This is a genomic window from Mesorhizobium sp. M0802, from assembly GCF_040320115.1.
Taxonomy (GTDB): Bacteria; Pseudomonadota; Alphaproteobacteria; order Rhizobiales; family Rhizobiaceae; genus Mesorhizobium.
In genome coordinates this window covers 66,802-92,924 of the sequence record NZ_JAMYOY010000005.1, presented here as the reverse complement: position 1 = coordinate 92,924, position 26,123 = coordinate 66,802, and the positions used below count along the sequence as shown (strand labels likewise).

The window sequence follows — 26,123 nt, the reverse complement described above, 5'->3', positions numbered from 1 at the left end:
CGCCGGTCAACTTGCCGAGGTCGCGGACACGGACGGTTCTGGCGGAGCGCGCCACGTGCCGAGATATGATCCGCACAGGATGAGCGCGAAGGCCGCGACAATGCCGATATCGAGCGGCTCCGAAAGGACGAGCACGCCGGCTGCCACGGAGACGGCGGGCGCCACATAGGTGATGACGACCGCCCGTTCGGGGCCGATCTCCCGCACCAGCAAGAAGTAGGTGGCGAAGGCAATCGCCGTGCAAAACACGCCAAGACCGAGGATTGCGCCAACCACCGTTGTCGACGGCATGGCCGCCGGCCAGGCCAACGCCGCCGGCACGGCGTAGATCAGCGCGGCCCCTGCCAGACAGACTGCCGTCAGCGAGGTTGCCGGCACATCGTTCAGCCAGCGCGACGCGATGATCGAACCCGAGGCATAGCAGGCCGCGGCCATGAGAATCTCGACGACCGCGAGAAATCCGCCACCCAAGGTCGGCAGCGCCAGCACGAAGACACCGGCAAAACCGAGGAAAAGGCCGGTCCAGCGGCGTATCCCCAGCCGCTCATCCGAGCCCATCAGCTTTGAGAGCGCGACGGTTACGGCCGGCGTCATGGCAATCAGCAGTCCGGCGGTGGAACTGTCGATGCTGACTTCGCCATGGGTGATCAGCCCCCATGGCAGGATCATCTCGACCAGACAGAATGCGGCGACCGCTCGCCAATGTGTCTTCAGCCATCCGAAACTGCGCTGGACAAGGACGAAGGGCAGCAGCGCCAGGGCGCCGACGGCTGTTCGGGCAAAGACCAGGAAGGGCACCGACACCTCGGCAACTGCCAGCTTGATCAACAAATAGGGAATGCCCCACAGGAGGCTGAGCAGCACGAACAAAAACAGTCCGCGGCGCGTCATGACGGCCTCACAGCCAGAAAGGTGGTCCACTCTTCGCGATCGCGGCCGACGTTGAATTCGTCTCCGACAAGGACCAGCCCGGAGTTTTCGAGGCGGGCCGCGAAGTCGTCCCTGCGCCAGTAGACCGTATGATATTCGCCGCTCTTCTCGCCATCGCCAATGCGCATCGAGACGAGGAAGGCGCCGCCCGGCCGCAGCGACCCGGCAATCTTGGCAAGCACCTGGTCGGCCTGCTCGCGCGGCACGTGGATCAGGACGCACAATGCGAGCACCGCGTCGTAGGGGCCGCCGAGATCGTCGGTGATGAGATCGAGAAACTCACCATGCTTGCCGCGTGCGGCCTGCAACTCGAGAAACCGCTTCGTTGCGTCTGTGCGCCGAACCTGGACACCGAGCCCTTCGACGAAGTCCGCATCGTATCCGGGCCCCGAACCGACTTCCAGAATCCGGCCACCTTTGCCGGCGATCTTCACCAGGCGCTTCAGCCATTTCTGTTCTCTTTGGTTCGGAACGTGCCGCACCAGAGCGTCGTAGCGTTCGGCATAGTCCTCATAGGCGTTGATCGTTTGGCGGCTCTTCGCCAGATCCTCGGATGGCACAGTCATCTTTCCCTCCCCTGGTCAAAGAGCTTGCTTAGCCAATGGTGCCGGGAGGCACGCGTCCGTCAAGCATACCGATATCCCTGAGGAAATGATCCGACAGCGAGCGGCGGTCGAGCAGGCCGCGCTTGCGAGGCCTGAACGGCGCGGTGAAGAGGTCGAGCACCGGGCGGCGAAGCGTGTTGTAGAGAGCGATGGTGGTGGTCATTGCCGTATCCTCAGGGTTTGATCCGATGAATGCAGCATGCCGTTTTCCGGGCTTGGTTTCCAATCGAACGTCGCGTAGTATGCATCAGCAGGATTGATGCGTCATGAGCTGGGAACTACCACCATTAGGAGCCATCAGGGTCTTTGAAGCCGCGGCCCGGCTGGGCAGTTTCACCAAGGCAGCCGAAGAACTCGGCATGACCCAATCAGCTGCCAGCTATCAGATAAAGGTGCTGGAAGAACGTGCCGGAACGCCGCTTTTCATAAGAAAAACAAGGCAGATCGCGCTGACCGAGGCCGGACAGCAGCTGGCGCCGCACGCAACAGGCGCGTTCTCGACCCTGGCCGACGCATGGGTCGCCACCAAGGGTGGAGCGACCGGCGTGCTGTCGGTGACGACCATGGAAACCTTCGCATCGAACTGGCTGGCCGTATGGCTTGGAACATTCCAGCTGATGCATCCCGATCTTGCCGTGAAGGTGAATACATCGCACGGGCTGGTCGATTTCACGCGCGGCGACATGGATGTCGGCATTCGCACCGGCAGTGGAAAATGGCCGGGCCTGACGGCTCACTATCTGTTCAAGGCGGACTATACGCCGATGCTCAGCCCGAGACTCGCCGAAAGCGTCGGCGGCATCCACCGCCCCGAGGATCTCTACCAACTGCCGCTATGCTGTGCCGACGATCCCTGGTGGGAAATCTGGTTCAAGGCTGCCGGCGTGCCGTTCGAGCCCGATCGCGTCATCGCTGGCCCGAAACTGGGTACGCAGGCCTATGATGCGATGGCGGCGCTGACCGACAAGGGCGCCGCGATCCTGACCAAAAACCTTTACAGCGCCCTGTTGGAAAAGGGCCAGTTGATACAGCCATTCGGCGTGCTTGGATCGGACGGCGACGGCTATTGGCTGGTGCATCTGGAGAGCCGCCGCAACGCGCCCAAAATCAAGGTGTTTCGCGACTGGGTGCTGGCGCAGACGGCAGAGATACGCGAACGCGAAAAGCGCGACAGCCCTCTAGGCACCGCGATAAAACTCGCCCGCGCCTCAACCCTCAGTCCTTGAAGGTCAACCCGTACTTTGCAACCTGCTCCTTCGGCATATCCGCAAGCGCCTGGCGCGTGGTGTAGCCGCCGTAGATCACCTTGCCGTTCTTGATCATCCAGTCCTCGACGTCGGCCTCGGTTACCGTCATCCTGTCGCCCATCTTGTACTTGTTGCCATTGACCGGCACGTCAGCAAGCAGGCCGATATAGGAGCCTTCGCTGTAGCCCACCAGCTGCAGCCAGATATGCTCGGTGGCGCCGTTCTGGGTCAGCGGGAATTTTACCGTGTAGGTGCCCGGCGTGCCGGCGTCCATCAGTTCGTGGAAGCGCTTGAGGGTCGAGCGGCCGCTGTCCTTGGCGGCCTGCATCGCCTTGTCCTCGGTGGAATAGGACACGACGTTCTGCTTCGACTCCGCCAGCGAAGCGCCACTTCCGCCCGGCATGTGGCCGAGCGAACTGAAAAACCCGTAGCCGACGGCGGCGGCAAGTGCGACAGCCACAACTGGATTGCGCATGGATCCCTCCGAAACCCGATCACGGGCACGTTACCGGAAGGCTGTTGCGATACCGCTAAAGGACACAGTGAGCGGATCGTTAGCGAGACGCTGAAAATTCACCCAAGGCGCAGCGGCAGGCAGCGCAGGCGCACCGGCACCGGCCTGACGTTCAGTCGGCGTCGGCGACGGTCGTCTGCCCGCCTGCCCATGCCCGCCAGGCGCGCTCGTCGCCATGGAAGACGTTGAGGTCGATGCGGCCGGTCACGCCGTGCGACAGGCCGGAGCCGGAGTACTGCCAGAACAGCCATTTGCGGCCGGGATAGACTTTTGAGGGATGCCGCGCCACGGCGCGCAGCCAGAACGGATAAACGAGAAACGCACCCTTGAGATTGTCGCGATAGAAATCCGGTGCGGTGTAGATGATGGGCCGCTGGCCGTAATGGCGCTCCAGCTTGTCCATGAACACCTTCATCTTTTCCAGCACGGTGGCCCGCGACGGCCGCCGCTTGCAGGAAGATTCGCCGTTCCACTCGACATCGATTACCGGTGGCAGCGCGCCTTCGACCCTCGGCACATTGCGGATGAACCAGTCGGCCTGCTCGCCCGCGGTGCGGCACCAGTAGAAGAAATGATAGGCGCCGCGCTTCAGCCCGGCGGCGTCGGCATTGCGCCAGTTCTTCATGAACATCGGGTCGAGATGGTCGCCGCCATCGGTCGCCTTGATATAGGCGAAGTTGGCGCCCTGGGCACGCAGCTTGCCCCAGTTGACATTGCCCTGCCAGCGCGAGACGTCGACGCCGTGGACGGCAAGGTAGCGTGGCGAAGCCTTGCCGAAATTGATCGGCTTGGCGTCGCGGAAACCGTAGCGGGTGACCGGCGAGGCCAGCATGGCCGGCGCAGCGCGCGTCAACCGCTTCGGCGCAGACATCAGAGCAGCGGGCTCGAGCTGCGGTCTGGCGCTCCCCTGCGGCGTGCCCGCGACGATGGCCTCCTCTTCCTCGACCATGGAAAAGGGCGGCGCATTGTCGGCCACAGCGTTGTCGGCCACCATGTCGGACCGCATCGGCGCGAGGTCGGCGGTCTCCGCCGGAGCCGCTGTGACCGGCGCGCTCGGACGCACGACCGAACTGGTCGTCTCGTTCGACGGCTGCAAGCCATCGACGCTCGCTGTGGACGAGCAGCCGGCAAGGCAAATCGATGCCACGACAAAACTGACGACGCCTGAAATCCGCATCTGGACCTGTACGCAAAACACAACAGACCGATGGCAAACAGACGCCGCCGGACAAACCGGCCTCGATTACTAACGAGAAATTACCAACAAAGTTTGAATCAAGTTGTTAGGAATTGGCCCTCTTGTCTTCTCCCCCTGTGGGCGAAGGTGGATCGGCGCGTAGCGCCGAGACGGATGAGGGGTGTTCCAGCGGAGTGAGGCGTTGGCGTTCCCTGGAACACCCCTCATCCGACCGAGCTTCGCTCACCTTCTCCCACAAGGGGAGAAGGGGAAGCCCTTACCTTCCCAGCCATTGCTGCATGCAGCTTTTCGCCACCACATGCGCCGGTGGCACGGCGTCGGCGGCCGGGCGGCGGGCACGTTCGAGCAGCAGGCGAACCTGTTCGGGGCGCACGCGGTCACGCTCCATGACGAGGAGGACCATCGGGTCGCTCAAAAGCTCGTCCAGGGTGCTGATTCTGTCGCTCATCGGTCGTCTCCTCGATACCGGCCCGCAGACGATAGATAGGCAGGCAATCATGGCCCGCCAATGACGCTTTGCCGGCTATGTCGTGGTTTCGGGATTAATTTCCGGTAAGGCCGGCGTCAGTTCGGAGGCGGCGCGCCTTCATGGTGCGGCAGGCCGTCATCGAGTTGCAGCCAGGGCTGCTTCGAGGCGGTCCACATATGCATTTCCGGCTTGAACAGCGAGGGATCGTCGAGCGAGCCGGTGGTGATGCCGACGATGCCGGCGGAGTCGCGTCGGGAAAACAGCGTGGTGCCGCAAGCGGCGCAAAAGCCGCGCTTGAGGTCCGGAGAGGTGTTGACCGTCGCCACCTGCCCCTCGACCGTGACATCGTCGATGCGAAACAAAAGGCGGGCGTTGAAGGCCGCGCCTATGACCTTCTGGCAGCGCCGGCAGTGGCAGACGCGCTGGTTGAGCGGCGCCGCCTCGGTGCCGTAGCGCACTGCCCCGCAATGGCATCCGCCCTGGTATTTCGTCATCATTCGAACCCATCACACTGAAGGTCTCTTGATGATATCGACAGGTACCTTTCGGTCAATTGAAAAGCCCTGATGGCGCCATCGATTGCGCCGATAGGACCAATGGCTGCGCCAAGGCTCCGTAGCTTCGCAGGCACAAAAAAGCCGACCGCCTCTTCGAGACGGCCGGCATATATTTTCAGGCAAGCTATTTCGTTTCGCTGAGGACTTCGTCCCAGGTCTTCACCTTGGTTTCGCCATTGAGGAAGGGCAGTGCCGCTGCCGTCAGCTCCGGTGCGAAGAAGACGTCGTAGTGGGTGCGATTGGGAATGATGGCCAGCCGGTTCTGCGACAGGTTCTCACGCATCCAGCCGGCATCCTTCAGCCCGCCGCCGATCATCTGGTAGAACCTGATCTCGTGCTCGGGCTTGTACATGTCGCTGTCGCCATAGGCCAGCATAACTGGCATCTTCAGCTTCGCCACATCGGCGGAATAGTCGTAATCCTTGCGCATGAAATTGCCCAGCGCGTCGAGCAGTTTGGGGAAATCGTCGGGACGTGGGGCGACGGCGACGTAGGATTTGTACATCGGCGTGTCCTTCATGAAATCGGCGGCGGCCGCGCTCACCTGCGCCTGCTGGCCGCGCATCTCGTCATAGAAGCCATTGGCGGCGAAGCCGGTCGAGACCAGGACCAGCCGGCGCACCGTCTCGGGATGCTGAACGGCCATACGGAAGGCGACGCCGCCGCCCAGCGAATAGCCAAGCACGTCGACCTTGTCATAGCCGAGCGCCTTGACGATACCAGCCATGTCGTCGCCCATCCCCTCCAGGCTGAAGGGTCGCTCGCCGAGCGCGGTGCGGCCATGGCCCTGCAGGTCGACGGCAATGATGGTGCGGTTTTCCGCCAGCTTCGGCAGCAGCGGCGCGAACATGTCCGACGTGCCAAGGCCGCCATGCAGCAGAAGCAGCGGTTCGCCCTTGCCATAGACGGCATAGTAGTAATTCAGGCCGTCGATCGGCAGCAGGCCGGACTTTTCCGGCTTCGGCATGGCTGTTGCCTCGGTGGTCATGGCGGGCTTGGTCTCCTCTGCATTGGCTGGGCCGGGCGCTGCAAACAAGGCAGCGACCGAGGCAAGAATGGCGAAATAGATTCGTCTGGACATGTCGGTCTCCTCAGGTTCCCCCCAAGGACGAGCGAGCACGCCGCGTGCCGACATGCCCTGCGAAAAAATCCGCGGAAGAATGATCGGTTTGGCTGTTGTCGATCGGTCGCGCGCCTCAGTGGCGCTTGGCTTGCACCAGATAGGCGTCGATCTCGGTCTCGCCGAGCCATTTGGCGGCTTCCAGCCGGTGCAGGCCCTCGACCAGGATGTGGCGCTTGCCGTCATGGCGAACCTGGATCGGCGTCTTCATGCCGTTTTCCAGTATGTCTTCGGCCAGATGCCGGACCGTTTCGGGATGCAGCGTCCTCTTGCGCGCCGTCGGCACGTAGATTTCGTCGACCTTGACCTTCTGCACTCTCAGCATACCGGCTCCCGAGGCGGAAAATGCCGCCTCGCCTGAGATAGTCGGTTTGCCAGGTGCGGCCAAGAGCGGCCAAGCAATTGTGTCGTATGCAATTGCTGGCCCGATCGTTTCCATTTGACGCTTGGCCGGCAGATGGCCGAAATGGCGGCCTGTCACTTTTCCGGTGTTCATGACCCAACTGCCGACCGAATTTCCCGATTTCGGACTGACGCCCGAGCAGCGCCGCGAGGCAGTGCGCGGCCATTACTATGAATGGCCAGGAATGGACGGCGAGCGCGGCGAGATCTGGTGTTATTCCAACCGCTTTTCCTACCGCGCCGGCGATACCGTGACGCTGCATGTCAGTTCGACAGTGCCGCGCTTCAGCATTGTCATTGTCCGCGACGGCGGCAGCGAGACAAAAGTCTTCGAGCAAACGGGGCTTTCGGCGCGCTGGCAGGATACGCCGGACCAGTGCTCGGTCGAGGGCTGCGGCTGGGAGGCGTCGTTTCAATTCAGCATCGGCAAGGATTGGCCGTCCGGCGCCTACCGGCTAACGCTGACGGCGGACGGCGGCGATGGCAAGCCGATCCACTGCCACCACCTCATCATCGTCGCGCCCCTGCCCGGCAAAAAGCCCGGTCGCGTGCTGCAGGTGGCGGGGACCGGCACCTGGCTGTCCTACAACACATGGGGCGGCTCCAACGCCTATCAAGGCATCACCGGCCCGGGCCGCGACCAATATGCGCGCATGGTGTCGACCCAGCGGCCCTGGTGCCGCGGCTTCGTGGTGCTGCCCAAGGATGCGCCGCGCGTGCCGCTGGAGGTTGCGGTGCCGCCGAAAACAGTGCCGCGCTATCCGCACATGGAATGGGCGTACGCCACCGGACATTCGAAGAAATACACCTCCTCCGGCTGGGCGAGCTATGACAGCCACTTCTTCCGCTTTGCCGAGCGCGCCGGCTATGGCGTCGATCTCGCCAGCCAGCACGATTTGCACTTCTCGCCCGAGATCCTCGACGGCTACGACTGCGTGGTCTTCGTCGGCCATGACGAGTACTGGACCTGGGAGATGCGGGACGCCGTCGACAGCTACGTCGAGCGCGGCGGTCGTGCGGCGCGCTTTGCCGGCAATTTCATGTGGCAGACCAGGCTCGAGGACGAAGGCCGGCGGCAGGTCTGCTACAAATACCGGGCGCGCGCCGAAGACCCAGCCTACTTCCGAGGCGGCGACGTCACCCGCGCCACCAACTCCTGGGAAGCGCCTGAGATCGGTCGTCCCGGCGCAATGACGTTCGGCCTCAACGCGACGCGCGGCGTCTATGCCGGCTGGGGCGGATGCGCACCGCGCGGCGTGCGCGGCTTTCCGGTCTATCGGCCCGAGCACTGGGCCTTTGCCGGCACCGGCATGTACTATGGCGACCTGCTCGGCGCTGACAGCCATGTCTATGGCTATGAGGTCGACGGGCTCGATTTCGAGATCCGCGGCGGCCTGCCCTATCCGACACCGGACAGCGGTGCGCCTGACGGGCTGCAGGTGCTGGCCGTCGGCATGGCGAGCCAGGTCGAGGAAAGCGCCGACATCCCGATCGAGGACCAGTTTCTCACCAACGAGGATGGCCGCTTTACGGCCGAAACGCTGTTTGGCGAGGCGACCGACGCCAATCTGGAAAAGGTCAAACGCGGCAACGGCATGATCGTCAATTTCCCGCGCGGCAAGGGCGAGGTTTTCCACGCCGGAAGCTGCGAATGGGTGGCTGGCCTGCTCAGGCAGGATCCGATGGTCGAGCGCGTGACCAGGAATGTAATCGATCGCTACCTCGGAAAGACCTGACATGCAGAAGCCCTCCTCCGCCGGTTCAGAAGCGCGCGCGCCATCGCACCTGTTCTACCTCTCCAGCCTGCGGCGGCCGCTGATCGACCGCGCCGAAGGCATTTATATGTGGACGCAGGACGGCCGCCGCTTCATCGATGGATCGAGCGGGCCGATGGTCGCCAATATCGGCCATTCCAACCGCAACGTGCTCGACGCCATGAAGCGGCAGATGGACCGCGCCACCTTCGCCTACCGACTTCATTTCGAGAACGAACCGGCGGAAGAACTGGCGCGGGAACTCGCCGGCAAACTGCCGGAGGGCATGGACCGAATCTTCTTCGTCTCCGGCGGTTCGGAGGCGACGGAATCCTGCATCAAGCTGGCGCGGCAATGGGCGGTCGCGACCGGCCAGCCGAAGCGCTGGAAGGTTATCACGCGTTTTCCCTCCTATCATGGCGGCACGCTGGGTTCGCTTTCGATAACCGGCGACGATGCGCTGGCCGAAACGTTCACACCGATGATGCGGGTGATGCCGACCGTGCCGGCGCCGACGGCATGGCGCGACCGCGACAATCTTTCGATGGAGCAGCGCGGCGTCCGCTATGCCGACATGCTGGAGGAGAAGATCCAGGCCGAGGGCCCGGACAGCGTGCTCGCCTTCATCATGGAGCCGATCGGCGGTGCGGCGACTTCGGCCCTCGTCGCACCGGACAGCTATTATCCGCGTATCCGCGAGATCTGCGACCGCTACGGCATCCTGCTCATCCATGATGAAGTGATGAGCGGCGCCGGCCGCACCGGAAAATTCCTTGGCGGCGACCATTGGAACTGCAAGCCCGACATCGTCGCGCTGTCGAAGGGGCTTGGCTCCGGCTATGCGCCGCTCGGCGCGCTGGCCGCCCCGATGCGGCTGGTCGAGCCGCTGCTGGCGTCGGGCGGCTTCCAGCATGGCCACACCTACGCTGGCAATCCGCTCGCCTGCGCGGCCGGGCTCGCCGTGCTCGGCGAGATGGACCGCCTCGACCTGATCGCCAATGCCGCCGCGATGGGCGACGTGCTGATGGACGGGCTGAAAGGGCTGGCGAAGCGTTTTCCGTTCATCGCCGATGTCCGAGGCAAAGGCCTGCTCACCGGCGCCGAGATGGTTGCCGATCCCGAAACTCTACGGCCGATCGAACAGGGCAAGAAAGCCACGCAGCGCCTGCTCGACCTCGCCTACGAGCGCGGGCTGATCATCTACGGCCGCAGGGTCAAGGGCGGTGTCGACAGCGACAATTTCATGGTGGCGCCGCCGATGATCGTCACGGCTGAAGAGGTCGGCGAGATCATTTCCATCATCGGCGATTCGCTGGAAGTTCTGGCCGCCGAACTCGACCTGCCGGTCGAAGGCTGAGGGCTAAAGAATGGCGCCGAGGAAAGTCATCATCACCTGCGCGGTCACTGGCTCGGTGCACACCCCGTCCATGTCGCCCTATCTGCCGGTGACGCCGGACCAGATCGCGACCGACGCCATCGCGGCGGCCGAGGCTGGCGCCTCAATCCTGCATCTCCACGCCCGCGATCCCAAAGACGGCCGGCCGACCGCCGATCCTGAGGTGTTCATGCAGTTCCTGCCGCGCATCAAGCAAGCGACCGATGCGGTGATCAACATCACCACCGGCGGTTCGTCGCTGATGACGCTCGACCAGCGGCTGGCGGCACCACTGCGGGCCGAGCCGGAAATGTGCTCGCTCAACATGGGCTCGATGAATTTCGCGCTGTTCCCGATGCTCGACAAGCCAAGGGAGTGGCAGCACGAGTGGGAACCAAAGCTGCTCGAAGCCACGCGCGACACCATCTTCAAGAACACCTTTGCCGATATGGGAGGCGTGCTCGAAAAGCTCGGCAAGGGCTGCGGCACGCGCTTTGAGTTCGAATGCTACGATGTCGGCCATCTCTATTCGCTGGCGCATTTTCGCGACCGCGGGCTGGTGTCGGGGCCGCTGTTCATCCAGTTCGTGCTCGGCATTCTCGGCGGCATCGGCGCCGATCCCGACAATCTCATCCATATGAAGCGCATCGCCGACAAGCTGTTCGGCGACAGCTACCAGTTCTCGGTGCTCGCCGCCGGCCGCCATCAGATGCCCCTGATCTCGATCGCGGCGGCGATGGGCGGCAATGTCCGCGTCGGGCTGGAGGACAGTCTCTACGATGGACGGCAATTGGCGAAATCCAATGCCGATCAGGTGCGCAGGATACGCGCCATTCTCGACGGGTTGTCGCTGGAAGTCGCAACGCCGACCGAGGCGCGCGAGATGCTGGCGCTGAAGGGTGGCGATAGGGTGGCGTTTTGAGATGATTGATCTGCGATGATGGCGTTCTGGCACACCCCCCTCCGGCCTGCCGGCCATCTCCCCCTCAAGGGGGGAGATCGGATGTCACTGCGGCCTTCGCCAATCTCAATCGTTGCAAAATGGATGGCAGCGCCAAAGCTGCCAATCTCCCCCCTTGAGGGTGAGATGTCCGGCAGGACAGAGGGGGGTGCCTGGGCGCCTTGCCTATCGTGAGTACAGTCACCCTCCGCCCCGGCACCATCGACGACGTCGACACCATCCATGCCGCGCTGCTCAAGCTCGGCACCCATATCGGCGCGCATCAGGAGATCACGTCCACTGCCGACGATCTCCGCCGCTACGGCTTTGGCGACAAACCCGCCTTCTCCACCCTGATCGCCGAGATCGGCGGCGATTTTGCGGGGCTCTGCCTGCATTTCCCGATCTTCTCGACATGGATGGGGCGGCCCGGCGTCTATATCCAGGACCTCTATGTCGAGGACCGGTTTCGCGGCCGCAAGATCGGCGAAAGACTGCTGCGCCGGGTCGCGCGCGACTGCCGCCGGGATGGCGGCGCCTATCTCAGGCTGTCCGTCGACACCGACAATGACGGCGCCAAGGCTTTTTATGAGCGGCTGGGCATCGCCTGGTCGAGCTACGAGCAGACGCAGAAGATTGTTGGCGATGCCTTTTTCGCCTTTGCCGATGCAGCGCAGGATGGGGACGCGGAATGAAAGCCTTCTTTGCCGAGGAGCAGAAACGCCACGACCCGAAGGCCTTTCTGTCCAGCGGTGCGCCGCAGCCCAATCCCGAACAGCCGGAGCGGGTAGAGCGATTGTTAGCCGGCGCAAAATCCGCCGGATTGATGATCGAGCGGCCCAGGGAACATGGCCTAGGCCCGGTGGCGGCCGTGCATACGCCGGAGTATCTCGCCTTCCTCGAACACATTTTTGCGCGCTGGCAGCGCATCGAGGGCGCATCCGCGGAAGTCATCCCCAACATCCATCCACTGGCCCGCACAGGGTCCTATCCGGCCTCGGCGGTCGGCCAGGCCGGCTACCACATGGCCGACACCGCTTGCCCGATCTCGGCCGAAACCTGGCAGAGCGCGCTGTGGAGCGCCTGGAGTGCAGTCGAGGCAGCCGAAGCGGTGATATCGGGCGCGCCTGCCGCTTATGCGCTCTGCCGGCCGCCCGGCCATCATGCCTTTGCCGATGTCGCCGGCGGCTTCTGCTTCATCAACAATTCAGCGGTCGCGGCCCAGGTGTTGCGAAAGCAGGCAGTGCGGGTGGTGATCCTCGATGTCGACCTGCATCACGGCAACGGCACGCAAGGCATCTTTTATACGCGTTCCGACGTCCTGACGGTGTCGCTGCACGCCGATCCGGTGCGCTTCTATCCGTTCTTCTGGGGCCATGCCGATGAGCGCGGCGAAGGTCCGGGCCTCGGCTATAATTTCAACCTGCCATTGCCGCGCAAATCAGCCGACGCGGCGTTTCTGGAGGCCCTCGAAGTGGCGTTCCAGCGTATCCGCGCCTTTTCGCCGGACGCGCTGGTCGTGGCGCTCGGTCTCGATGCGTTCGAGGGCGATCCGTTCGGCGGGCTTTCGGTGACCACGCCCGGTTTCTCGCGGATCGGCGAGGCAATTGCCAAGCTTGGCCTGCCGACGGTTATCGTCCAGGAAGGCGGCTATCTCTGCGACGCGCTCGGCGACAATCTCACGGCGTTCCTCACCGGTTTCGGCGGCAAACAGCGATAGCGGACTAGCGCTGCTGCCTCAGCATGGCGATCACCCGGTGCACGCTTTCCAACGTCTCGTCGATCTCTGCCGCCGTGTTGTAGTGCGCAATACCGATGCGCACGACTCCCTGCTCGGCCGGAATGCCGAGATGGTGGACGATCTCCCAGGCGTAGTTGTGACCCGACCATAGAAAAATGTTCTCGGCATTCATCTGCCGCACGATCGTCTCTGGCACGATGCCGTCGACGGTGAAGGACACGGTCGGCACGCGCTCAATGACACGCTTCTGATCGGTGATGCCGCGGATGGTCAGGCCCTCAATGGCGGACAGCCCATCGATCAGCCTCAGCGCCAGCGGGTTTTCGTAGGCGATCGACACTTCGTATGCCTTTGCGATCTTTTGCCTTCGCGAACCGCCCTCGCCGGCTGCAGCACCGAGTTCGGCGAAGTAATCGACCGCTGCGGTAAGTCCGGCCATCAGTTCGATCTGCGGCGTACCGAGTTCGAAGCGCTCCGGCAGGCCATTGGACGAGCAACGGCATTTGTAGGGTTTCAGCGCATCGATGATGTCGCGGCGGCCCCAAAGAATGCCCATGTGCGGGCCGAAGAACTTGTAGGCAGAGCAAACCAGGAAGTCGCAGCCGAGGTCCTGCACGTCGACCAGCCCATGCGGCGCGAACTGCACGGCGTCGACATAGACCACCGCGCCGGCCTGTTTGGCGATGGCCGTCAGCGCTTTCACCCGATTGATCGAGCCGGTGAGGTTCGAGGCATAGTTCAGCGCAACGAGTTTTGTCCTGTCGGTAAGCAGAGCGCTGAGCGCCGCCTCCTCGACCTGCCAGCTGTTCTCGTCGAAAGGCAGGAAGCGCACCAAGAGGCCAAGATCTTCGGCCAGTTGCAGCCAGGGCGAGACATTGCCCTCATGATCCATGCGGGTGACGATGATCTCGTCGCCCGGCTTGAAGCCGCGGCCGAGCGTGCGCGACATGTGATAGGTCAGCGTCGTCATATTGGCGCCGATGATGATTTCCTCAGCGCTCGCTGCACCCAGGAAATCGGCCATCGCCTCATGGGCGTCGTCGAACACCTTTTGCGCGGCAAGCGTGGTTTCGAAATAGCCGCCGAGATTGGCGTTGGTGGTGAGGAGGCAGCGCGCCACCGCGTCGGCAACCGCTTGCGGCACCTGCGTGCCGGCCGGATTGTCGAGATAGATGCGCCGGCGGCCCTTGTCGGTCAGGTCCAGCGCCGGAAATTTTCCCCTGACGGTCTCGATCGGAAAATCCATGGCTGTCCCCTTCCCCTTGTCTTTGCTCGGCAATCCCGGCCAAACGGTCTGCTTATGGGCACGGATTGCCGACGCGCTGGTGGATCGCATCCACGCCCTTCTGCATCTCGTCGGTCCAGGTCACGTCGGCTGACGACAGCGCCATCTCAAGCTGGGCAATCGTCGTCGCGCCGATGATGCTGGACGTGACGAAAGGCCGGCTGGCGACATAGGCGTTGGCAAACAGCGCCGGTTCAAGGCCGAAGGAACGCGCCAGTTCGTTGTATGCGAGCTGCGCCTCCGCCGCATTCGGCGTCTCGTAGCGCTGGCCGCGGTTGAACAGCTGCGAGCGCGAACCCTGCGGCCGTGCGCCGTGGTCGTATTTGCCGGTGAGATAGCCCTGCGCCAGCGGCGAATAGGCGAGAAAGCCGACATCCTCGCGCCCGCAGACTTCGGCCAGGTTCACCTCGAACGTACGGTTGACCAGATTGTAGGCGTTCTGCAGCGAAACGATGCGCGGGCCGACGCCCTTGTCGGCCTCGGCGATGAAGCGCATGACGCCCCAGGAGCTTTCGTTCGACAGGCCGACATGGCGGATCTTTCCCGCCTTCACCAGCTCCTCGAAGACGGCGAGTGTCTCGGCGATCGGCGTCTCGCCGGCCGGCGCGCCAACGGCATCGGCACGGCGCGGCACAGCACCGACGCGGGTCGGGTTGGCGCCCCAGGGGATGTCGCGCTCCGGCCAATGAATATGGTAGAGATCTAGATAGTCGGTGCCGAGCTTGGCCAGCGATTTGTCGATGGCGTCAAAGATGTCGGCGCGCACCAGTTTCGACGGACGGTCGCCACGAAACCAGCTGTTGGCGGTGCGGCCGACCACTTTCGAGGCCAGGATAACCTTTTCGCGATTGCCGTTGGCCTTCATCCAGCTGCCGATGATCTTTTCCGTGCGCCCCTGCGTCTCGGCCTTGGGCGGGATCGGGTAGAGCTCGGCGGTGTCGATGAAATTCACGCCGCGCTCAAAAGCCAGATCCATCTGCGCGTGGCCATCGGCCTCGGTGTTCTGCTCGCCCCAGGTCATCGACCCCAAGCAGATCTGGGTAACAAGAAGGTCGGTCCGACCGAGACGGCGTTTGTGCATGGAATTTTCTCCGGCGGGAAATTTTGCGCGGCTACGCGGGAAGGAAGCCGCATCTATAGGGAAAGCGGCGCCGCTCTCCAACCCTCAGGGACCCGACTTTTGCGTGAAGGAGAGAAAGTTAGCGCCTTGCGCCGGCGACAGCGCGCCGCTTGGCCTCGTCGATCAGCATGTTGGCGATCTGCATGCGGATCATGGCGCGCTGGCGCAGATGCGGCGCGACGCGGTCGGGATGATTGGCGAAGGCAAAGCTGCGGCGCATGCGGCCGAGATCGGCGCTCTTGACGGGATGATCGAGGCCGAGTTCGACGGCGATCGCGTCAGGATCGATCGGCGGAAGCTTTTCCTCGGGCTTTGCCTCCTCGCCGGCCAGCGCCAGCTTGGCATGATCGAGAAGGGCCGCAAATTCTGCGGCGAGATCGGACCCCGCCTCGCGATACTCGGCGGCAAAGGTTTCGCCGGAGACCTTGATGCGGCCGGAATGAAGCTCGTCGGCCACGGAGAGATAGTCGAACGGGATCGACGGCCGCGCGCCTGTCTCCTCGCCCGCCTCCTCCTTGTCGGAGGCAACGAACAGATCGTCGAGCAAGGAAGCGAAATCCCGCTTGGCGCCGATGTCAGCCTCCCCTCGTTTAAGCGTGCACATGCGAACAGAGCCGGTCGCACCATAGAACCGGCTCGTTAAAAATGAATGCCACTGATCTTAACGAGTTTAGGCGTTCGCCAGGCTTGCGCGGACCGGCTGATGGTGCGGGAAGCTCAACAAAAAGCCGGACTGCATTTGCATGCAGTCCGGATATTCGCCAGGAGTGGCGAGGAAAAGCCGGCCATGTGCCAGCGTCTATGCATACGGTCGGCACCAGCTAAAAGTTTCAGCAAATGGGCCAATTGTGCCGAAAAAAATTTGCATGGCATGGCTGCCATGCAAATGCTGCACTGCACAATCTTCATAATTTTCCTATATTCGGCATCGTGGAGGATCAACAAGGGGCCGAATCATGGGGTTCTTCACTGAAATGTTTGCTCGTCCGCGTCCGCAGGAGCATCAGCGTTACCGCTCTGCAATGCTTCATTCGATGAGCAATGCCGACCGCGCCGACATCGGCGTCAAACCGGCCGATTTCCCACGCATCGCGCGCGAAATGTCATTGCGTTGATTAAGGCCTGGGCGTTGATTAAGGCCTGGGCGCTGATTAGGGCCTGGGCGCTGAACCAGCGCCATACGAGGTTTCCCGGCAGCGACCGGGAAACCTCGCAACGCCGAATTCTTCAACGATTACCGAGATAGGCACCCTTGGTCAGCGGCACGCCATTGTGGCGCAGGATGTCGTAGGCGGTGGTGACGTGGAAATAGAAGTTGGGCATGGCGACGTGCAGCAGATACTGCATGCCGGGCATCGAGGCCTCGCGCTGGCCAAACTTCAGCTCGACGACCCTTTCATCCGAACCATCGAATTCGGCAGCCGAGAATGACGCCAGCAGATCGAGCGTCTTGGTCAGGCGCGCCTGAACCTCGGCGAAGGTCGCTTCATTGTCTTCGTATTTCGGCACCTCGCGGCCGGCCAGCCGCGACGGCGCGCCCTTGGCGTGGTCGGTGGCGACCTGCACCTGCCTGACCAGCGCGTACATGTCCGGCGCCAGCCTTGCGGTCAAAAACACCTGCGGGTCGATCTTGCGTTCAGTTGCATTCTGTTCGGCCGCCGTCAGCACGCCGGACAGCGCCTTCAGCCTAGCCGAAAACACCGGCACCGAGGCCTCGTACATCGATAGTGTCACGTTCAAATCTCCATTGCGGCTGAAGCGCCGACCGGCGGGACGTAGCGCCTTCCCAGGCGATTTTTCAAGCGTCACCACGTCGCCGCAATCTCTATGATAGACTCCTTCGTGGTGGAGATTCTCCGATGAGACGCGTCTTTCTGGCAGCGGCCGCCTTTTGCTCCCTTGCCGCATCCGGCCAGGCTGTGTTCGCCGACGATGAACAAGCAGCCGGTGATCAGGCAGCCGATGACCAAGCCCCTTACGTCGATGACAGGTCGGACGCCGCAGCCGTCATCCGCTCGCTCTACAGTGCCATCAACCGGCACGAATTCGCCCGCGCCTGGGCTTACTACGGCGATACCAAGCCGGCAAAGGATTTCGACACTTTCGTCAAGGGCTATGACGGCACCGACAAGGTCGACGTGGAAACCGGCGCCATTTCCGATGAAGGTGCCGCCGGCAGCATCTATTACAGTGTCCCGGTGGCCATCCGCGCCACCGACAAGGACGGCAAGGAAGCAGTCTTCGCCGGCTGCTACACGCTGCGCCAGGCCGGCGCTCAGATCCAGGCCCCGCCGTTCCGACCGATCTTTATCGACAAGGGCGCGCTGAAGCCATCCAAGGCCGATTTCGAGGGGGCGCTGCCGCCAAGCTGTGGTGACGGGCCGCCGCCGCCGAAGAAGGACACCGCACTCGAGCAGGTGAAGAAACTGTTCGCCGCCGATTATGGCGATCAGTGTGACAAGCAATTTCTCGGCGAGGAGCCGAACATCTTTTCGATCAAATACAAGGCAAAGGACGCGGCTGCCAGCGATCCCGACAAGGAAACGCGGCTTTTCGAGTTCTACTGCCAAGCGGCAGCCTATAACGCAAGTTCGGTCTACTACATGACCGACGAAGTATCGGGCGTGCGGCAGTTGCAGTTCACCGAGCCCGAAATGGATATCCGTTACGAGAACAATGACAGCGACGGCAAACTGCTGGGCATGGATATCATCGGCTTCCGCACAACCGGCTGGGCGGCCAATTCCGAATATGACGAAGAAGCCAAGACGCTGACCACGTTCAACAAATGGCGCGGCATCGGCGACGCCTCGGACAAGGGGATATACCTGTTCCGTAACGGCGATTTCTCCCTCGTCCAATATGATGTGGACGCGTCTTACGATGGCGAGGAGAACCCGCAGACGGTGGTCGACTACAACACCGCGCCGTAGGGGTCTTAGCAGGAACCGCCGCGCTCAAGCAGTCCTTCACATTCGCCTTCTCGTTTCAGGCCGCGAACGCATCGGCCGGAAGAAGGCGCGAATGTCCTCGACCAGAAGACTCGGTTCCTCCAGCGCAGCGAAATGGCCGCCTCGCGGCATCGATGTCCATCGCTGAACGTCAAAGACCCGCGCCACCCAGGATCGAGGCGGCATCGGCAACTCGCGAGGGAAAAGCGCTACCCCAAATGGCGGCGAAACGCGTTCCAGCGTCTCGAACGCAAGAGGGAACAGTCGATTCTCCTTGTAGAGTCGCAAGGACGAGGTGAGCGCGTTGCTGAACCAATAGAGAGAAACATCCGTAAGGAGCGTGTCCATGCCGAAGGTGCGCTCCACGTCACCGTCGCAATCGCTCCAGCTACGGAACTTCTCGATCATCCAGGCTGCGAGACCGATCGGCGAGTCTGTCAGAGCATAAGCAAGCGTCTGAGGCTTCGTGCCCTGCAGATGGGCATAGGCGCCCTCCGTTGCCGTCCAGGCCGCGGCCTTTTCCAGAAAGGCCTGCTCCTCAACGGTGACAGGTGGCAGACCTGCACCCAAGGGTGGCCGATAGCTCCCGGGAATGTAATTGACGTGGACGCCAAGCACGCTTTCGGAATGGAGCCGTGCCATCCAGGCGGAAACGCCCGCGCCGATGTCGCCTCCTTGGGAAGCGAAGCGGTCGTAGCCGAGCCCGCGCATCAACTGTACCCATAACTCCGCGATGCGGCCGGAATGGAAGCCTGGTTCCGTCGGCGCCTGGGAAAAGCCGTATCCGGGCAAGGAGGGAACTACCACGTGGAAAGCGTCGGCCGGGTCACCACTATGGGCAGCTGGGTCTGCCAGCAATGGAATGACGTGTTCCATTTCGATGAACGAGCCGGGCCAGCCATGCGTTATGATCAGCGGCAGCGGCGCCGGTCCGTTGCCTGGCTGGTGGACAAAGTGGACATCTAGGTTGTTCAGCCTCGTCAGATATTGCGGCAGCCGGTTCAGCCGCGCCTCTTGCACTCTCCAGTCGAAGCGGTCTCGCCAGTAATCCGCAAGGCGCTTGATGAACGGCAGCTCGGCCCCATCGCTCCAGCCCGCTTCGCTTAGCGGAATTGGCCATCTTGTTGCGCTAAGCCGGCGCTGGAGATCTTCAAGTTGTTCGTTCGGAATTTGGATCTTGAAGGGGTGGGCGTCCATCGCTGTGCTTCCGATCTGTTGGATCATATCAGCCTACACCTAAGAGGATATCGGCCGAACCATGATTGCCAAAACCAAGGGGCACCTCTGGGCGATATGCCTCAGGGCGCCTTCGACAGCATCCAGTTCAGCGTTTGGCGCCAGTCGACCATGCGGATCGGCGTGCCGTGTGTGCCGGTCTCGAACCGGACGAACCGGGTTGGATAGGCTTTCGAGTTCGCAGTGATCGAGCGGAAGAAGGCCTCCTGCTTCTCCACGGGAAAGACCGGATCCTTGCTGCCTTGGCCGAAGAACACCGGCACATGGCGCCTGTAGGCCGGGCTCGACAGGAAACTGTCATCCCATAGCGAGCCGAGCAGCAGCAGCCCGTTGATGCGCCGTCCCGTATCGTTGCGGCCGGCCAGCTTCCAGCACAGCGCACCACCCATCGAGCCGCAGGCGACGAAGATTTTCGCGTCCGGCGAGGCCTCGGCATAGTGGCCGATCAGCGCCGCGACCTGGGCCGCGCCCTTGTCGCCGAAATCGGTGAAATCGGGTGAGAGATAGAGGCCGCCATTGCCGGCCATCAGGTTCTTGATTCGGTTGAAGTTGCCGCCGAAGGTGAAGTCGTCGACGCCCTGCTTGCGGCTGCCGCCCTGCCCGTGCAGGTAAAGCACGATGATACCGGCGCCTTCGGTCTTGCCTACGGCGACATGCCTGACATCGCCGGCATCGGTTTTCAGCATCAAATCCCGCTGCACCTTGCGCACGCCGGTGTCGGTATACTTAGCCTGCACGCGCTTTTCCGGCACCTCGTCGCGGTCGTTGATGTCGCGCATCTCGCGATAGTCGATGACGGTGTAGGCGCCTTTGTCCGTGGACGAGAGCGTCGCCGGATAGGCGAAGAGGTCATCCTTGTAGGGTTTTAGTTCGAGCGCGTCGGCGTGAGCGGCAGAGAACAGGAAAAAGAGCGAAATCAGAAGGCTATGGAGCGCGGCCGCCCCCCTCTGGCCTGCCGGCCATCTCCCCCTCAAGGGGGGAGATTGGATATCACGCCGCCTTCCGCCAATCTTCAAAGCTGCAGGATAGACGCCGCCATCGAGGCTGCTGATCTCCCCCCTTGAGGGGGAGATGGCCGGCAGGCCAGAGGGGGGTAGAAGCGCTGAGGCAAGTAAAGAGAGAGCCATGCTAAAGGCATGCGTTTTTCGGCTTCGCTTTGTCAATCCTGCAGCACGCCGCCGGCGTCTTCCAGCGCCTCGCGGGTGTCGACATCGATCGCCGCGCCGTCGCCGATCTCGACGTCGATGACATCCAGTCCCTCGGCCTCGACCAGATGGCGGGCGCCGGTGTCGCCCTCGAGGTGAGCGATGCCTCCAAACAGCGCGCGTGGCAGCAGCACCGGATTGCCGCGGCGGCCGTCATGGGCGGCACGCACCACTGAGCGGCCGCCGTCCCTACGGAAGGCCTCGATCAACCGGTCGAGATCGGCCGATGAGATACCCGGCATGTCGCCGAGGACGATCATGGCGCCGGCCGCCTCGGCTCCAACGCGGGCAATGCCGGCTTTTAGAGACGAGGAAAGGCCGTCGGCAAAATCCGGATTGTCGGCGAAGATCACGTCGAGGCCGGTCAAGGCTTGGTGCACCCGCTCACGCTGGTGGCCGGTGACGACAACGGTGCTGGTTGCCTTCGAGGCCAGTGCGCGCTCGACTGTCCGGCGCACCAGCGGTTTGCCGTCGAACAGCGCCAGAAGCTTGTTCGGCCCGCCCATGCGGCTGGAGCGACCGGCGGCCAGAAGCACGATCTCGACCTTCAGCCCGGCTCTCGCCGGCAGCGGCTCGCGCGGCTGCGGCCGGGTCGGGATTTCCATCAAGAGGCCGCCAACGCCCATGCCGGCGATGTCCTTGGCGGTGACGTCGAGACCGGCGATCAGCCTGTCGAGCACCCAATCGAAACCGTTCTCCTTGGGGCTGCGGGCGCAACCGGGCGCGCCGATGACGCGCTTGCCGTCGAGCGTGCCCAGCACCAGCAGATTGCCGGGATCGACGGGCATGCCCGCGCGGATCACCGTGCCACCTGCTGCCTCGATCGCCGCCGGAACGACATCGTTGAAATCGCTCATCGCCGAGGCGCCGAAGATCACCACCATGTCGTTGTCGCGCGCCAGCGCGGCGGCGGCCTCGGCGACGGGCGCAATTTCGTGCGGCGTGCGGCGCTCCGTCGTCAGCCGGCCGCCGGAGCGTGCCAGCCGCGCTTCGGTGACGCGTAGCGTCTTGTCGAGCACGCTCGCCTTGATGCCGGGCAGCACCGTCTGGATGACGCCGATGCGCACCGGATGGTAGGCGTTGACGGCGAAGATCTCGCCGCCGGCGCAGATCTTTGTCACCGCATCGACAAGGGCCGAGGCAACGGCGAACGGGATGATCTTGACCGTCGCCACCATCTGGCCCTGCTCAACCGGCGCGTGCTGCGCCAGCGTGGCGATGGTGATGGTCGGGTCGACCGCATTGATGGCGTCGATCATGGCGGCATCGACGGTGAAGAGACCGGCGGCCTTGGCATGGAGGTTGACGCGGCCGGTCGCGGCCGGTTTTGCCTCTATGTTGCGGTGGGCCATGCTGGCAGCAATCTTTTCGGCCGCCGCATCCTCGCTGAGGTCATCGGCGGCAAGCACCGCCACGACGATCTCGGTAATGCCGGCCGCCTTCAGCACCGCCACGTCCTGCGTGCTCAGCCTGTGCGCCTTGCGGAAACGCCGCTCGCCCGCCGTCGTGGCATGCGCCAGCACCGCGCCTTGCGCCTTGTCGATTGGAACCGGACCGAATCTCACGCCGCAGCGCCTTTCGATTCCAGCCCGCGCGAGCGAAAGGCGTGGATCGTCTGCGCCAGGATGGCGACGGCGATCTCGGCCGGGCTCGCCGCGCCAATGTCGATACCGATCGGTGCGTGGATGCGGGCGATCTGGTCGGCGCTGGCGCCGAGCGCCAGCAGGCGCTCGACGCGCCTGGCGTGTGTTTTGCGGCTGCCGAGTGCGCCGACATAGAAACAGTTGGCGTCGAGCGCGGCCTTCAGTGCGAAATCGTCGATCTTCGGATCATGGGTTACGGCGGCGAGCGCCGTATAGCTGTCGAGCGGCTGGCGTTTCAGCACATCCTCCGGCCATTCGGCATGGAGTGCTACATCGGGAAAACGGTCCGGGGTGGCGAAGGCGGTGCGCGGATCGACGATCTCCAGGGGATAGCCGGCGATCCTGGCCATCGGCGCCAGCGCCTGACTGATATGGACGGCGCCGACTACCACCAGGCGCGGCTGCGGCAAATGCGCGTTGAGGAAGAAGGTGCGCCCTTCAGCCTCGACCGAACCGGAATTGCCGGTGCGAAATGCCTTGGCGATCGCTTGCCCGAGATCGCCGGCAACCTGGTCGCCTTCGCGCACGATGCGGTCGCGGCCGTCGCCGAGATCGGTGACCAGGATCGCGGCGCGGCGGGCCCGGCGTTCGGCATTGAGCGTTTTGAGAGCGTAGGGATCCATGCCTAACCGAGCCGCTCCACATAGACCTTGATGCGGCCGCCGCAGGACAGGCCGACCTGCCAGGCGGTTTCGTCGGCAACGCCGAACTCCAGCATTTTGGCCTTGCCGCTGTCGATGACGTCGATCGCCTCGCTTACCACGGCGCCCTCGACGCAGCCGCCCGAGACCGAGCCGTGGAAATTGCCTTCGGCGTCGATGACCAGATGACTGCCGACCGGCCTCGGCGCCGAACCCCAGGTCTCGACCACAGTGGCGATGGCGACATCCTTGCCGTCCTTCATCCAGCCTTCCGCGATGATCAAGGGGTCGCGGGCCTCATCGAGATAGATGCTGTTGTCCATGATCGCTTGCCTCAAAGTCTGTTTTTCTCTGGGAGCCTGTTTTCGGAATCCAATATGGCTATGCGGCGCGCCTGACACCAGCGTCCAGCCAGCGACGCGGATCGACCGAAGCGGCGGATTTCTTGTCCAGCGAGGCGCAGAGGTCGGCCAGCGCATCGAGATTGTGTACCGAGCGGAACTCGTCGACATGAGGCAGCATCGCTCTGACGCCGCGGGCGCGGGCCTCGAAACCGTCGAAGCGCAATAGGGGATTCAGCCAGATCAGCCGCCGGCAGGATTTGTGCAGGCGATCCATCTCCTCCGACAGGCCGGCGACATCGTCGCGCTCCAGCCCGTCGGTGATCAGCAGCACCACCGCACCCTGCCCGAGCACGCGGCGTGACCAGTGCTTGTTGAACACCGCCAGCGTATCGCCGATGCGGGTGCCGCCCGACCAGTCCTTCACCGCCGCCGAGCAGTCGGCAAGGGCGGCATCGGGGTCGCGATGGCGCATCTGCCGCGTGAGATTGGTCAGCCGCGTGCCGAAGACGAAGGTGTGCACGCGCCGCCGTTTTTCGGTCAGCGCATGCAGAAAGTGCAGGAAGATGCGCGTGTACTGGCTCATCGAACCGGAGATATCGGCGAGAACCACCAGCGGCGGATGCACTTCGCGGGCTGAGCGGAATTTCGGCAGGATCAGTTCGCCGCCGGTGCGCGCGGCCGAGCGCATCATGGCGCGTGGATCGATACGGCGGCCATGCAGGTCTGCCTTGAAGCGTCGGGTACGGACCATGTCGAACGGCAGCCGCAGCCGGGCAATCGCCTTCTTGGCGTCTGCCATCTCGTCGGCATTCATCTGGGCAAAGTCCTTGCCGCGCAGCACTTCATTCCCGGAGAAGGTTAGCCGGGCGTCGACTTCAATCTCCGGGATTTCCCTGACCGGCCGATTCTTCTCGTGGCCTTCGAACATGGCCTGGCTGACGCGGTTTTCTGCCGTGCGCGGCTTTTGCTTCTCCCTGGTGTCGGGCGCCACCGGCGAGAACATCGCCAGAAGTTTCTCGATCAGCTCGCGCGATTTCCAGAACAGCCGGAAGGCTTCGTCGAAAACAGGGTGATCCTCGTGCCGCGACACCAGCACGGCATGCAGCGTCCAGTAGAAATCGTCGCGCGAACCGATGCCGGCTGCCAGCACCGCCTCGATCCCATCCTTGACCGAAGCCGGCCCGACCCGCATGCCGGATTTGCGCAAGGTGCGGGCGAAATAGACGATGTTGTCGGCGATGCGCCCGTCTTCCGTCGCCTCTCTGGGGTCGGTCTCTTTGGGGTAAGCACCCGGCGCCTTCACTGCCCTACTCCGCCGCCGCCAGTTCGGCCTTGACCTCATCGAGGATGCGCCGGCCCTCGCCCGCGCCGATGCGGGCAATGTCGTCCTGGTATTTCAACAAAACGCCGATCGTGTCGGAGACGGTTTCGGGATCGAGCGCCACCTTGTCGAGTTCGGTCAGCGCGCCGGCCCAGTCGATGGTTTCGGCGACACCCGGCGCCTTGAACAGCTCGACCCGGCGCAGCTTCTGGATGAACGACACCACTTCCGCGGAAAGTCGGCTGTTGGCCTGCGGCACCTTGCGGCGCACGATCTCCAGCTCGCGCTCGGCATTGGGATAGTCGACCCAGTGATAGAGGCAGCGCCGCTTCAGCGCGTCGTGGATTTCGCGGGTGCGGTTGGTGGTGATGATGACGATCGGCGGCTCCTCCGCCTTGATCGTGCCAAGCTCGGGCACCGTCACCTGGAAATCGGACAGGATTTCGAGCAGGAACGCCTCGAAGGCTTCGTCGGTGCGGTCGAGCTCGTCGATCAGGAACACCGGGGCCGCACCCGCCTTACCGGTCAGCGCATCGAGCACCGGGCGGCGGATCAGGTATTTTTCGGAAAAGACATTGCGCTCCATGTCGGAGCGGTCGACCGAGCCTGCCGCCTCCTCCATGCGGATCTCTATCATCTGCGCGGCGTAATTCCACTCATAGACAGCGGACGAGACGTCGAGCCCTTCATAGCATTGCAGGCGGATCAGCCGGCGGCCGAGTGCCTGCGCCAGCACCTTGGCGATCTCGGTCTTGCCGACGCCGGCCTCCCCTTCAAGGAACAGCGGCCGCTGCATGCGCAGGGACAGGAACAGCACCGTTGCCAGCGAGCGGTCCGCGACGTAGTCCGCGCCGGTCAGGAGATCGAGCGTTTCGTCGATCGTCCGCGGCGCGGGGCGCGGTTTCAGCTCGGTCATTCTTTCTCCGTTGCCGCCTCTGCTCCGCTCTGCAGCACGTGGTAGTCGCGGGCGTGGTAGATCAGCGGCCGCAAATTATCGCCCATGCGCAGGCCTGTCACCTTGCCAAAAAGCACACGATGGGTGGCGAGATCCTTGGTGTCGATCAATTCGCAGTCGAAAACCGCAAGAGCGCCCTTCAGGGTAGGCGCGCCCGTCGATATGACATCCCACTCGCCAAGCCCGAAACGCTCATCGGCCGACAGCCCGGTCAGGCCTGAAAACGCCACCGATAGGGGCTGCTGGTGCGAAGCCAGCGTGTTCAGCGCAAACCGGCCGTTTTGCATGAACAGCTCGTTCTTGGCATTCTCGCGGTTGAGACAGACGAGAACCGTCGGCGGCGTGTCCGACACCGAACAGGCGGCAATCACCGTCGTGCCGCGTTTGCCGGCGGGCCCGTCGGTGGTCACCACATGGACGTGGCCGGCAAAATGCGCCATCGCGTCGCGATAGGCCTGAGGCCCTATGTCGTTCAACTTCAACACCGATAATTTTCCATAAGCGGGAACCCAAGCGTTATATATGGCGGCACACAATAGGCCACAAGCGAAGTGGTTGACGCCAATCCGC

The 26,123-nt window shown here is 63.3% G+C and carries 29 protein-coding genes; 8 read left to right on the top strand and 21 right to left on the bottom strand.

Annotated features, from left to right (window positions below):
- Nucleotides 1-6: 6 nt before the first annotated feature.
- From NKI10_RS10220 to NKI10_RS10210, 3 genes are read right to left on the bottom strand one after another with little or no spacing between them, the layout of a single operon-like run.
- Complete coding sequence (locus NKI10_RS10220; protein WP_023697600.1) at nt 7-891, bottom strand: DMT family transporter; 885 nt, start codon at nt 889-891, stop codon at nt 7-9.
- Nucleotides 888-1,496 (bottom strand): class I SAM-dependent DNA methyltransferase, encoded by a 609-nt coding sequence (locus NKI10_RS10215; protein WP_352859764.1) that lies wholly within the window; start codon nt 1,494-1,496, stop codon nt 888-890. Before NKI10_RS10215 ends, NKI10_RS10220 begins: the two co-directional genes overlap by 4 nt.
- A 28-nt stretch (nt 1,497-1,524) precedes the next feature.
- The gene (locus tag NKI10_RS10210; protein ID WP_023669054.1) at nt 1,525-1,698 is read right to left on the bottom strand and encodes a hypothetical protein; all 174 of its coding nucleotides are present in this window, start codon (nt 1,696-1,698) and stop codon (nt 1,525-1,527) included.
- 103 nt (nt 1,699-1,801) lie between these two features.
- On the opposite strand from NKI10_RS10210, the gene NKI10_RS10205 reads away from it, so the two are divergent.
- Nucleotides 1,802-2,761 (top strand): LysR family transcriptional regulator, encoded by a 960-nt coding sequence (locus NKI10_RS10205; protein WP_352859762.1) that lies wholly within the window; start codon nt 1,802-1,804, stop codon nt 2,759-2,761.
- Here the strand turns inward: NKI10_RS10205 and NKI10_RS10200 are convergent.
- The 6 genes from NKI10_RS10200 to NKI10_RS10170 form a co-directional block, all read right to left on the bottom strand.
- Nucleotides 2,751-3,257 (bottom strand): DUF2314 domain-containing protein, encoded by a 507-nt coding sequence (locus NKI10_RS10200; RefSeq protein WP_023700830.1) that lies wholly within the window; start codon nt 3,255-3,257, stop codon nt 2,751-2,753. The genes NKI10_RS10205 and NKI10_RS10200 overlap by 11 nt on opposite strands.
- A 151-nt stretch (nt 3,258-3,408) precedes the next feature.
- A complete protein-coding gene (locus NKI10_RS10195) occupies nt 3,409-4,473 on the bottom strand; it encodes a glycoside hydrolase family 25 protein (RefSeq protein WP_502897537.1) in 1,065 nt (354 codons plus the stop codon).
- Nucleotides 4,474-4,750: 277 nt separating this feature from the next.
- The gene (locus tag NKI10_RS10185; protein WP_023669058.1) at nt 4,751-4,942 is read right to left on the bottom strand and encodes a hypothetical protein; all 192 of its coding nucleotides are present in this window, start codon (nt 4,940-4,942) and stop codon (nt 4,751-4,753) included.
- A gap of 116 nt (nt 4,943-5,058) precedes the next feature.
- Nucleotides 5,059-5,457, bottom strand: coding sequence for a GFA family protein (locus tag NKI10_RS10180; RefSeq protein ID WP_023743108.1), 399 nt, complete (start codon nt 5,455-5,457; stop codon nt 5,059-5,061).
- 187 nt (nt 5,458-5,644) lie between these two features.
- Nucleotides 5,645-6,601 (bottom strand): alpha/beta fold hydrolase, encoded by a 957-nt coding sequence (locus tag NKI10_RS10175; protein WP_023756447.1) that lies wholly within the window; start codon nt 6,599-6,601, stop codon nt 5,645-5,647.
- Between the two features lie 115 nt (nt 6,602-6,716).
- Complete coding sequence (locus NKI10_RS10170; RefSeq protein WP_352859755.1) at nt 6,717-6,965, bottom strand: ParB N-terminal domain-containing protein; 249 nt, start codon at nt 6,963-6,965, stop codon at nt 6,717-6,719.
- 169 nt (nt 6,966-7,134) lie between these two features.
- Here NKI10_RS10170 and NKI10_RS10165 point away from each other — a divergent pair, with 169 nt between their 5' ends.
- The 5 genes from NKI10_RS10165 to NKI10_RS10145 all read left to right on the top strand — a co-directional run bounded on the left by NKI10_RS10165 (nt 7,135) and on the right by NKI10_RS10145 (nt 12,831).
- Nucleotides 7,135-8,778 (top strand): N,N-dimethylformamidase beta subunit family domain-containing protein, encoded by a 1,644-nt coding sequence (locus tag NKI10_RS10165; RefSeq protein ID WP_352859753.1) that lies wholly within the window; start codon nt 7,135-7,137, stop codon nt 8,776-8,778.
- Between the two features lies 1 nt (nt 8,779).
- Nucleotides 8,780-10,153 carry an aminotransferase family protein gene (locus NKI10_RS10160; RefSeq protein ID WP_352802688.1) on the top strand — a complete coding sequence of 458 codons (1,374 nt, stop codon included), beginning with the start codon at nt 8,780-8,782 and terminating at the stop codon, nt 10,151-10,153.
- A gap of 10 nt (nt 10,154-10,163) precedes the next feature.
- Nucleotides 10,164-11,093, top strand: a complete 930-nt coding sequence (kce, locus tag NKI10_RS10155; protein ID WP_352859750.1) for a 3,5-dioxohexanoate:acetyl-CoA acetone transferase — start codon at nt 10,164-10,166, stop codon at nt 11,091-11,093.
- A 209-nt stretch (nt 11,094-11,302) separates the two neighbouring features.
- Nucleotides 11,303-11,806 (top strand): GNAT family N-acetyltransferase, encoded by a 504-nt coding sequence (locus NKI10_RS10150; RefSeq protein WP_031196820.1) that lies wholly within the window; start codon nt 11,303-11,305, stop codon nt 11,804-11,806.
- Nucleotides 11,803-12,831, top strand: a complete 1,029-nt coding sequence (locus tag NKI10_RS10145; protein WP_352859747.1) for a histone deacetylase family protein — start codon at nt 11,803-11,805, stop codon at nt 12,829-12,831. The genes NKI10_RS10150 and NKI10_RS10145 overlap by 4 nt, the downstream gene beginning before the upstream one ends.
- A gap of 4 nt (nt 12,832-12,835) precedes the next feature.
- Here NKI10_RS10145 and NKI10_RS10140 read toward each other — a convergent pair whose 3' ends face one another.
- The 3 genes from NKI10_RS10140 to NKI10_RS10130 all read right to left on the bottom strand — a co-directional run bounded on the left by NKI10_RS10140 (nt 12,836) and on the right by NKI10_RS10130 (nt 15,861).
- A complete protein-coding gene (locus NKI10_RS10140; protein WP_352859746.1) occupies nt 12,836-14,098 on the bottom strand; it encodes a cysteine desulfurase-like protein in 1,263 nt (420 codons plus the stop codon).
- 52 nt (nt 14,099-14,150) lie between these two features.
- Nucleotides 14,151-15,218 (bottom strand): aldo/keto reductase, encoded by a 1,068-nt coding sequence (locus NKI10_RS10135; protein ID WP_352859744.1) that lies wholly within the window; start codon nt 15,216-15,218, stop codon nt 14,151-14,153.
- Nucleotides 15,219-15,336: 118 nt separating this feature from the next.
- On the bottom strand, nt 15,337-15,861 hold the full coding sequence (locus NKI10_RS10130) for a hypothetical protein (protein ID WP_352859742.1): 525 nt from the start codon (nt 15,859-15,861) through the stop codon (nt 15,337-15,339).
- A gap of 352 nt (nt 15,862-16,213) precedes the next feature.
- Between NKI10_RS10130 and NKI10_RS10125 the strand changes: the two genes are divergently transcribed.
- The gene (locus NKI10_RS10125) at nt 16,214-16,372 is read left to right on the top strand and encodes a hypothetical protein (RefSeq protein WP_352859740.1); all 159 of its coding nucleotides are present in this window, start codon (nt 16,214-16,216) and stop codon (nt 16,370-16,372) included.
- A 112-nt stretch (nt 16,373-16,484) separates the two neighbouring features.
- Here NKI10_RS10125 and NKI10_RS10120 read toward each other — a convergent pair whose 3' ends face one another.
- Nucleotides 16,485-16,991, bottom strand: a complete 507-nt coding sequence (locus NKI10_RS10120) for a DUF1993 domain-containing protein (protein ID WP_352859738.1) — start codon at nt 16,989-16,991, stop codon at nt 16,485-16,487.
- A gap of 125 nt (nt 16,992-17,116) precedes the next feature.
- On the opposite strand from NKI10_RS10120, the gene NKI10_RS10115 reads away from it, so the two are divergent.
- On the top strand, nt 17,117-18,190 hold the full coding sequence (locus NKI10_RS10115) for a DUF1176 domain-containing protein (protein ID WP_352859736.1): 1,074 nt from the start codon (nt 17,117-17,119) through the stop codon (nt 18,188-18,190).
- Between the two features lie 36 nt (nt 18,191-18,226).
- Here NKI10_RS10115 and NKI10_RS10110 read toward each other — a convergent pair whose 3' ends face one another.
- The 8 genes from NKI10_RS10110 to NKI10_RS10075 all read right to left on the bottom strand — a co-directional run bounded on the left by NKI10_RS10110 (nt 18,227) and on the right by NKI10_RS10075 (nt 26,038).
- Entirely contained in the window at nt 18,227-19,432 is a 1,206-nt protein-coding gene (locus tag NKI10_RS10110) for an epoxide hydrolase family protein (RefSeq protein ID WP_245271016.1), read from the bottom strand.
- A 74-nt stretch (nt 19,433-19,506) separates the two neighbouring features.
- Nucleotides 19,507-20,418: an alpha/beta hydrolase gene (locus tag NKI10_RS10105; protein WP_245271017.1), complete on the bottom strand. Its 912-nt coding sequence runs from the start codon at nt 20,416-20,418 to the stop codon at nt 19,507-19,509.
- 185 nt (nt 20,419-20,603) lie between these two features.
- The gene (locus NKI10_RS10100; protein ID WP_023743121.1) at nt 20,604-22,214 is read right to left on the bottom strand and encodes an NTP transferase domain-containing protein; all 1,611 of its coding nucleotides are present in this window, start codon (nt 22,212-22,214) and stop codon (nt 20,604-20,606) included.
- On the bottom strand, nt 22,211-22,915 hold the full coding sequence (locus tag NKI10_RS10095) for an XdhC family protein (protein WP_023745984.1): 705 nt from the start codon (nt 22,913-22,915) through the stop codon (nt 22,211-22,213). The genes NKI10_RS10100 and NKI10_RS10095 overlap by 4 nt, the downstream gene beginning before the upstream one ends.
- A gap of 2 nt (nt 22,916-22,917) precedes the next feature.
- Nucleotides 22,918-23,256: an XdhC family protein gene (locus tag NKI10_RS10090; protein ID WP_023734542.1), complete on the bottom strand. Its 339-nt coding sequence runs from the start codon at nt 23,254-23,256 to the stop codon at nt 22,918-22,920.
- 58 nt (nt 23,257-23,314) lie between these two features.
- Nucleotides 23,315-24,580 (bottom strand): vWA domain-containing protein, encoded by a 1,266-nt coding sequence (locus NKI10_RS10085; protein ID WP_352859732.1) that lies wholly within the window; start codon nt 24,578-24,580, stop codon nt 23,315-23,317.
- A gap of 4 nt (nt 24,581-24,584) precedes the next feature.
- Nucleotides 24,585-25,514, bottom strand: a complete 930-nt coding sequence (locus NKI10_RS10080; RefSeq protein ID WP_023700847.1) for an AAA family ATPase — start codon at nt 25,512-25,514, stop codon at nt 24,585-24,587.
- Nucleotides 25,511-26,038, bottom strand: coding sequence for a flavin reductase (locus tag NKI10_RS10075; protein ID WP_023739380.1), 528 nt, complete (start codon nt 26,036-26,038; stop codon nt 25,511-25,513). Before NKI10_RS10075 ends, NKI10_RS10080 begins: the two co-directional genes overlap by 4 nt.
- Nucleotides 26,039-26,123: the final 85 nt, after the last annotated feature.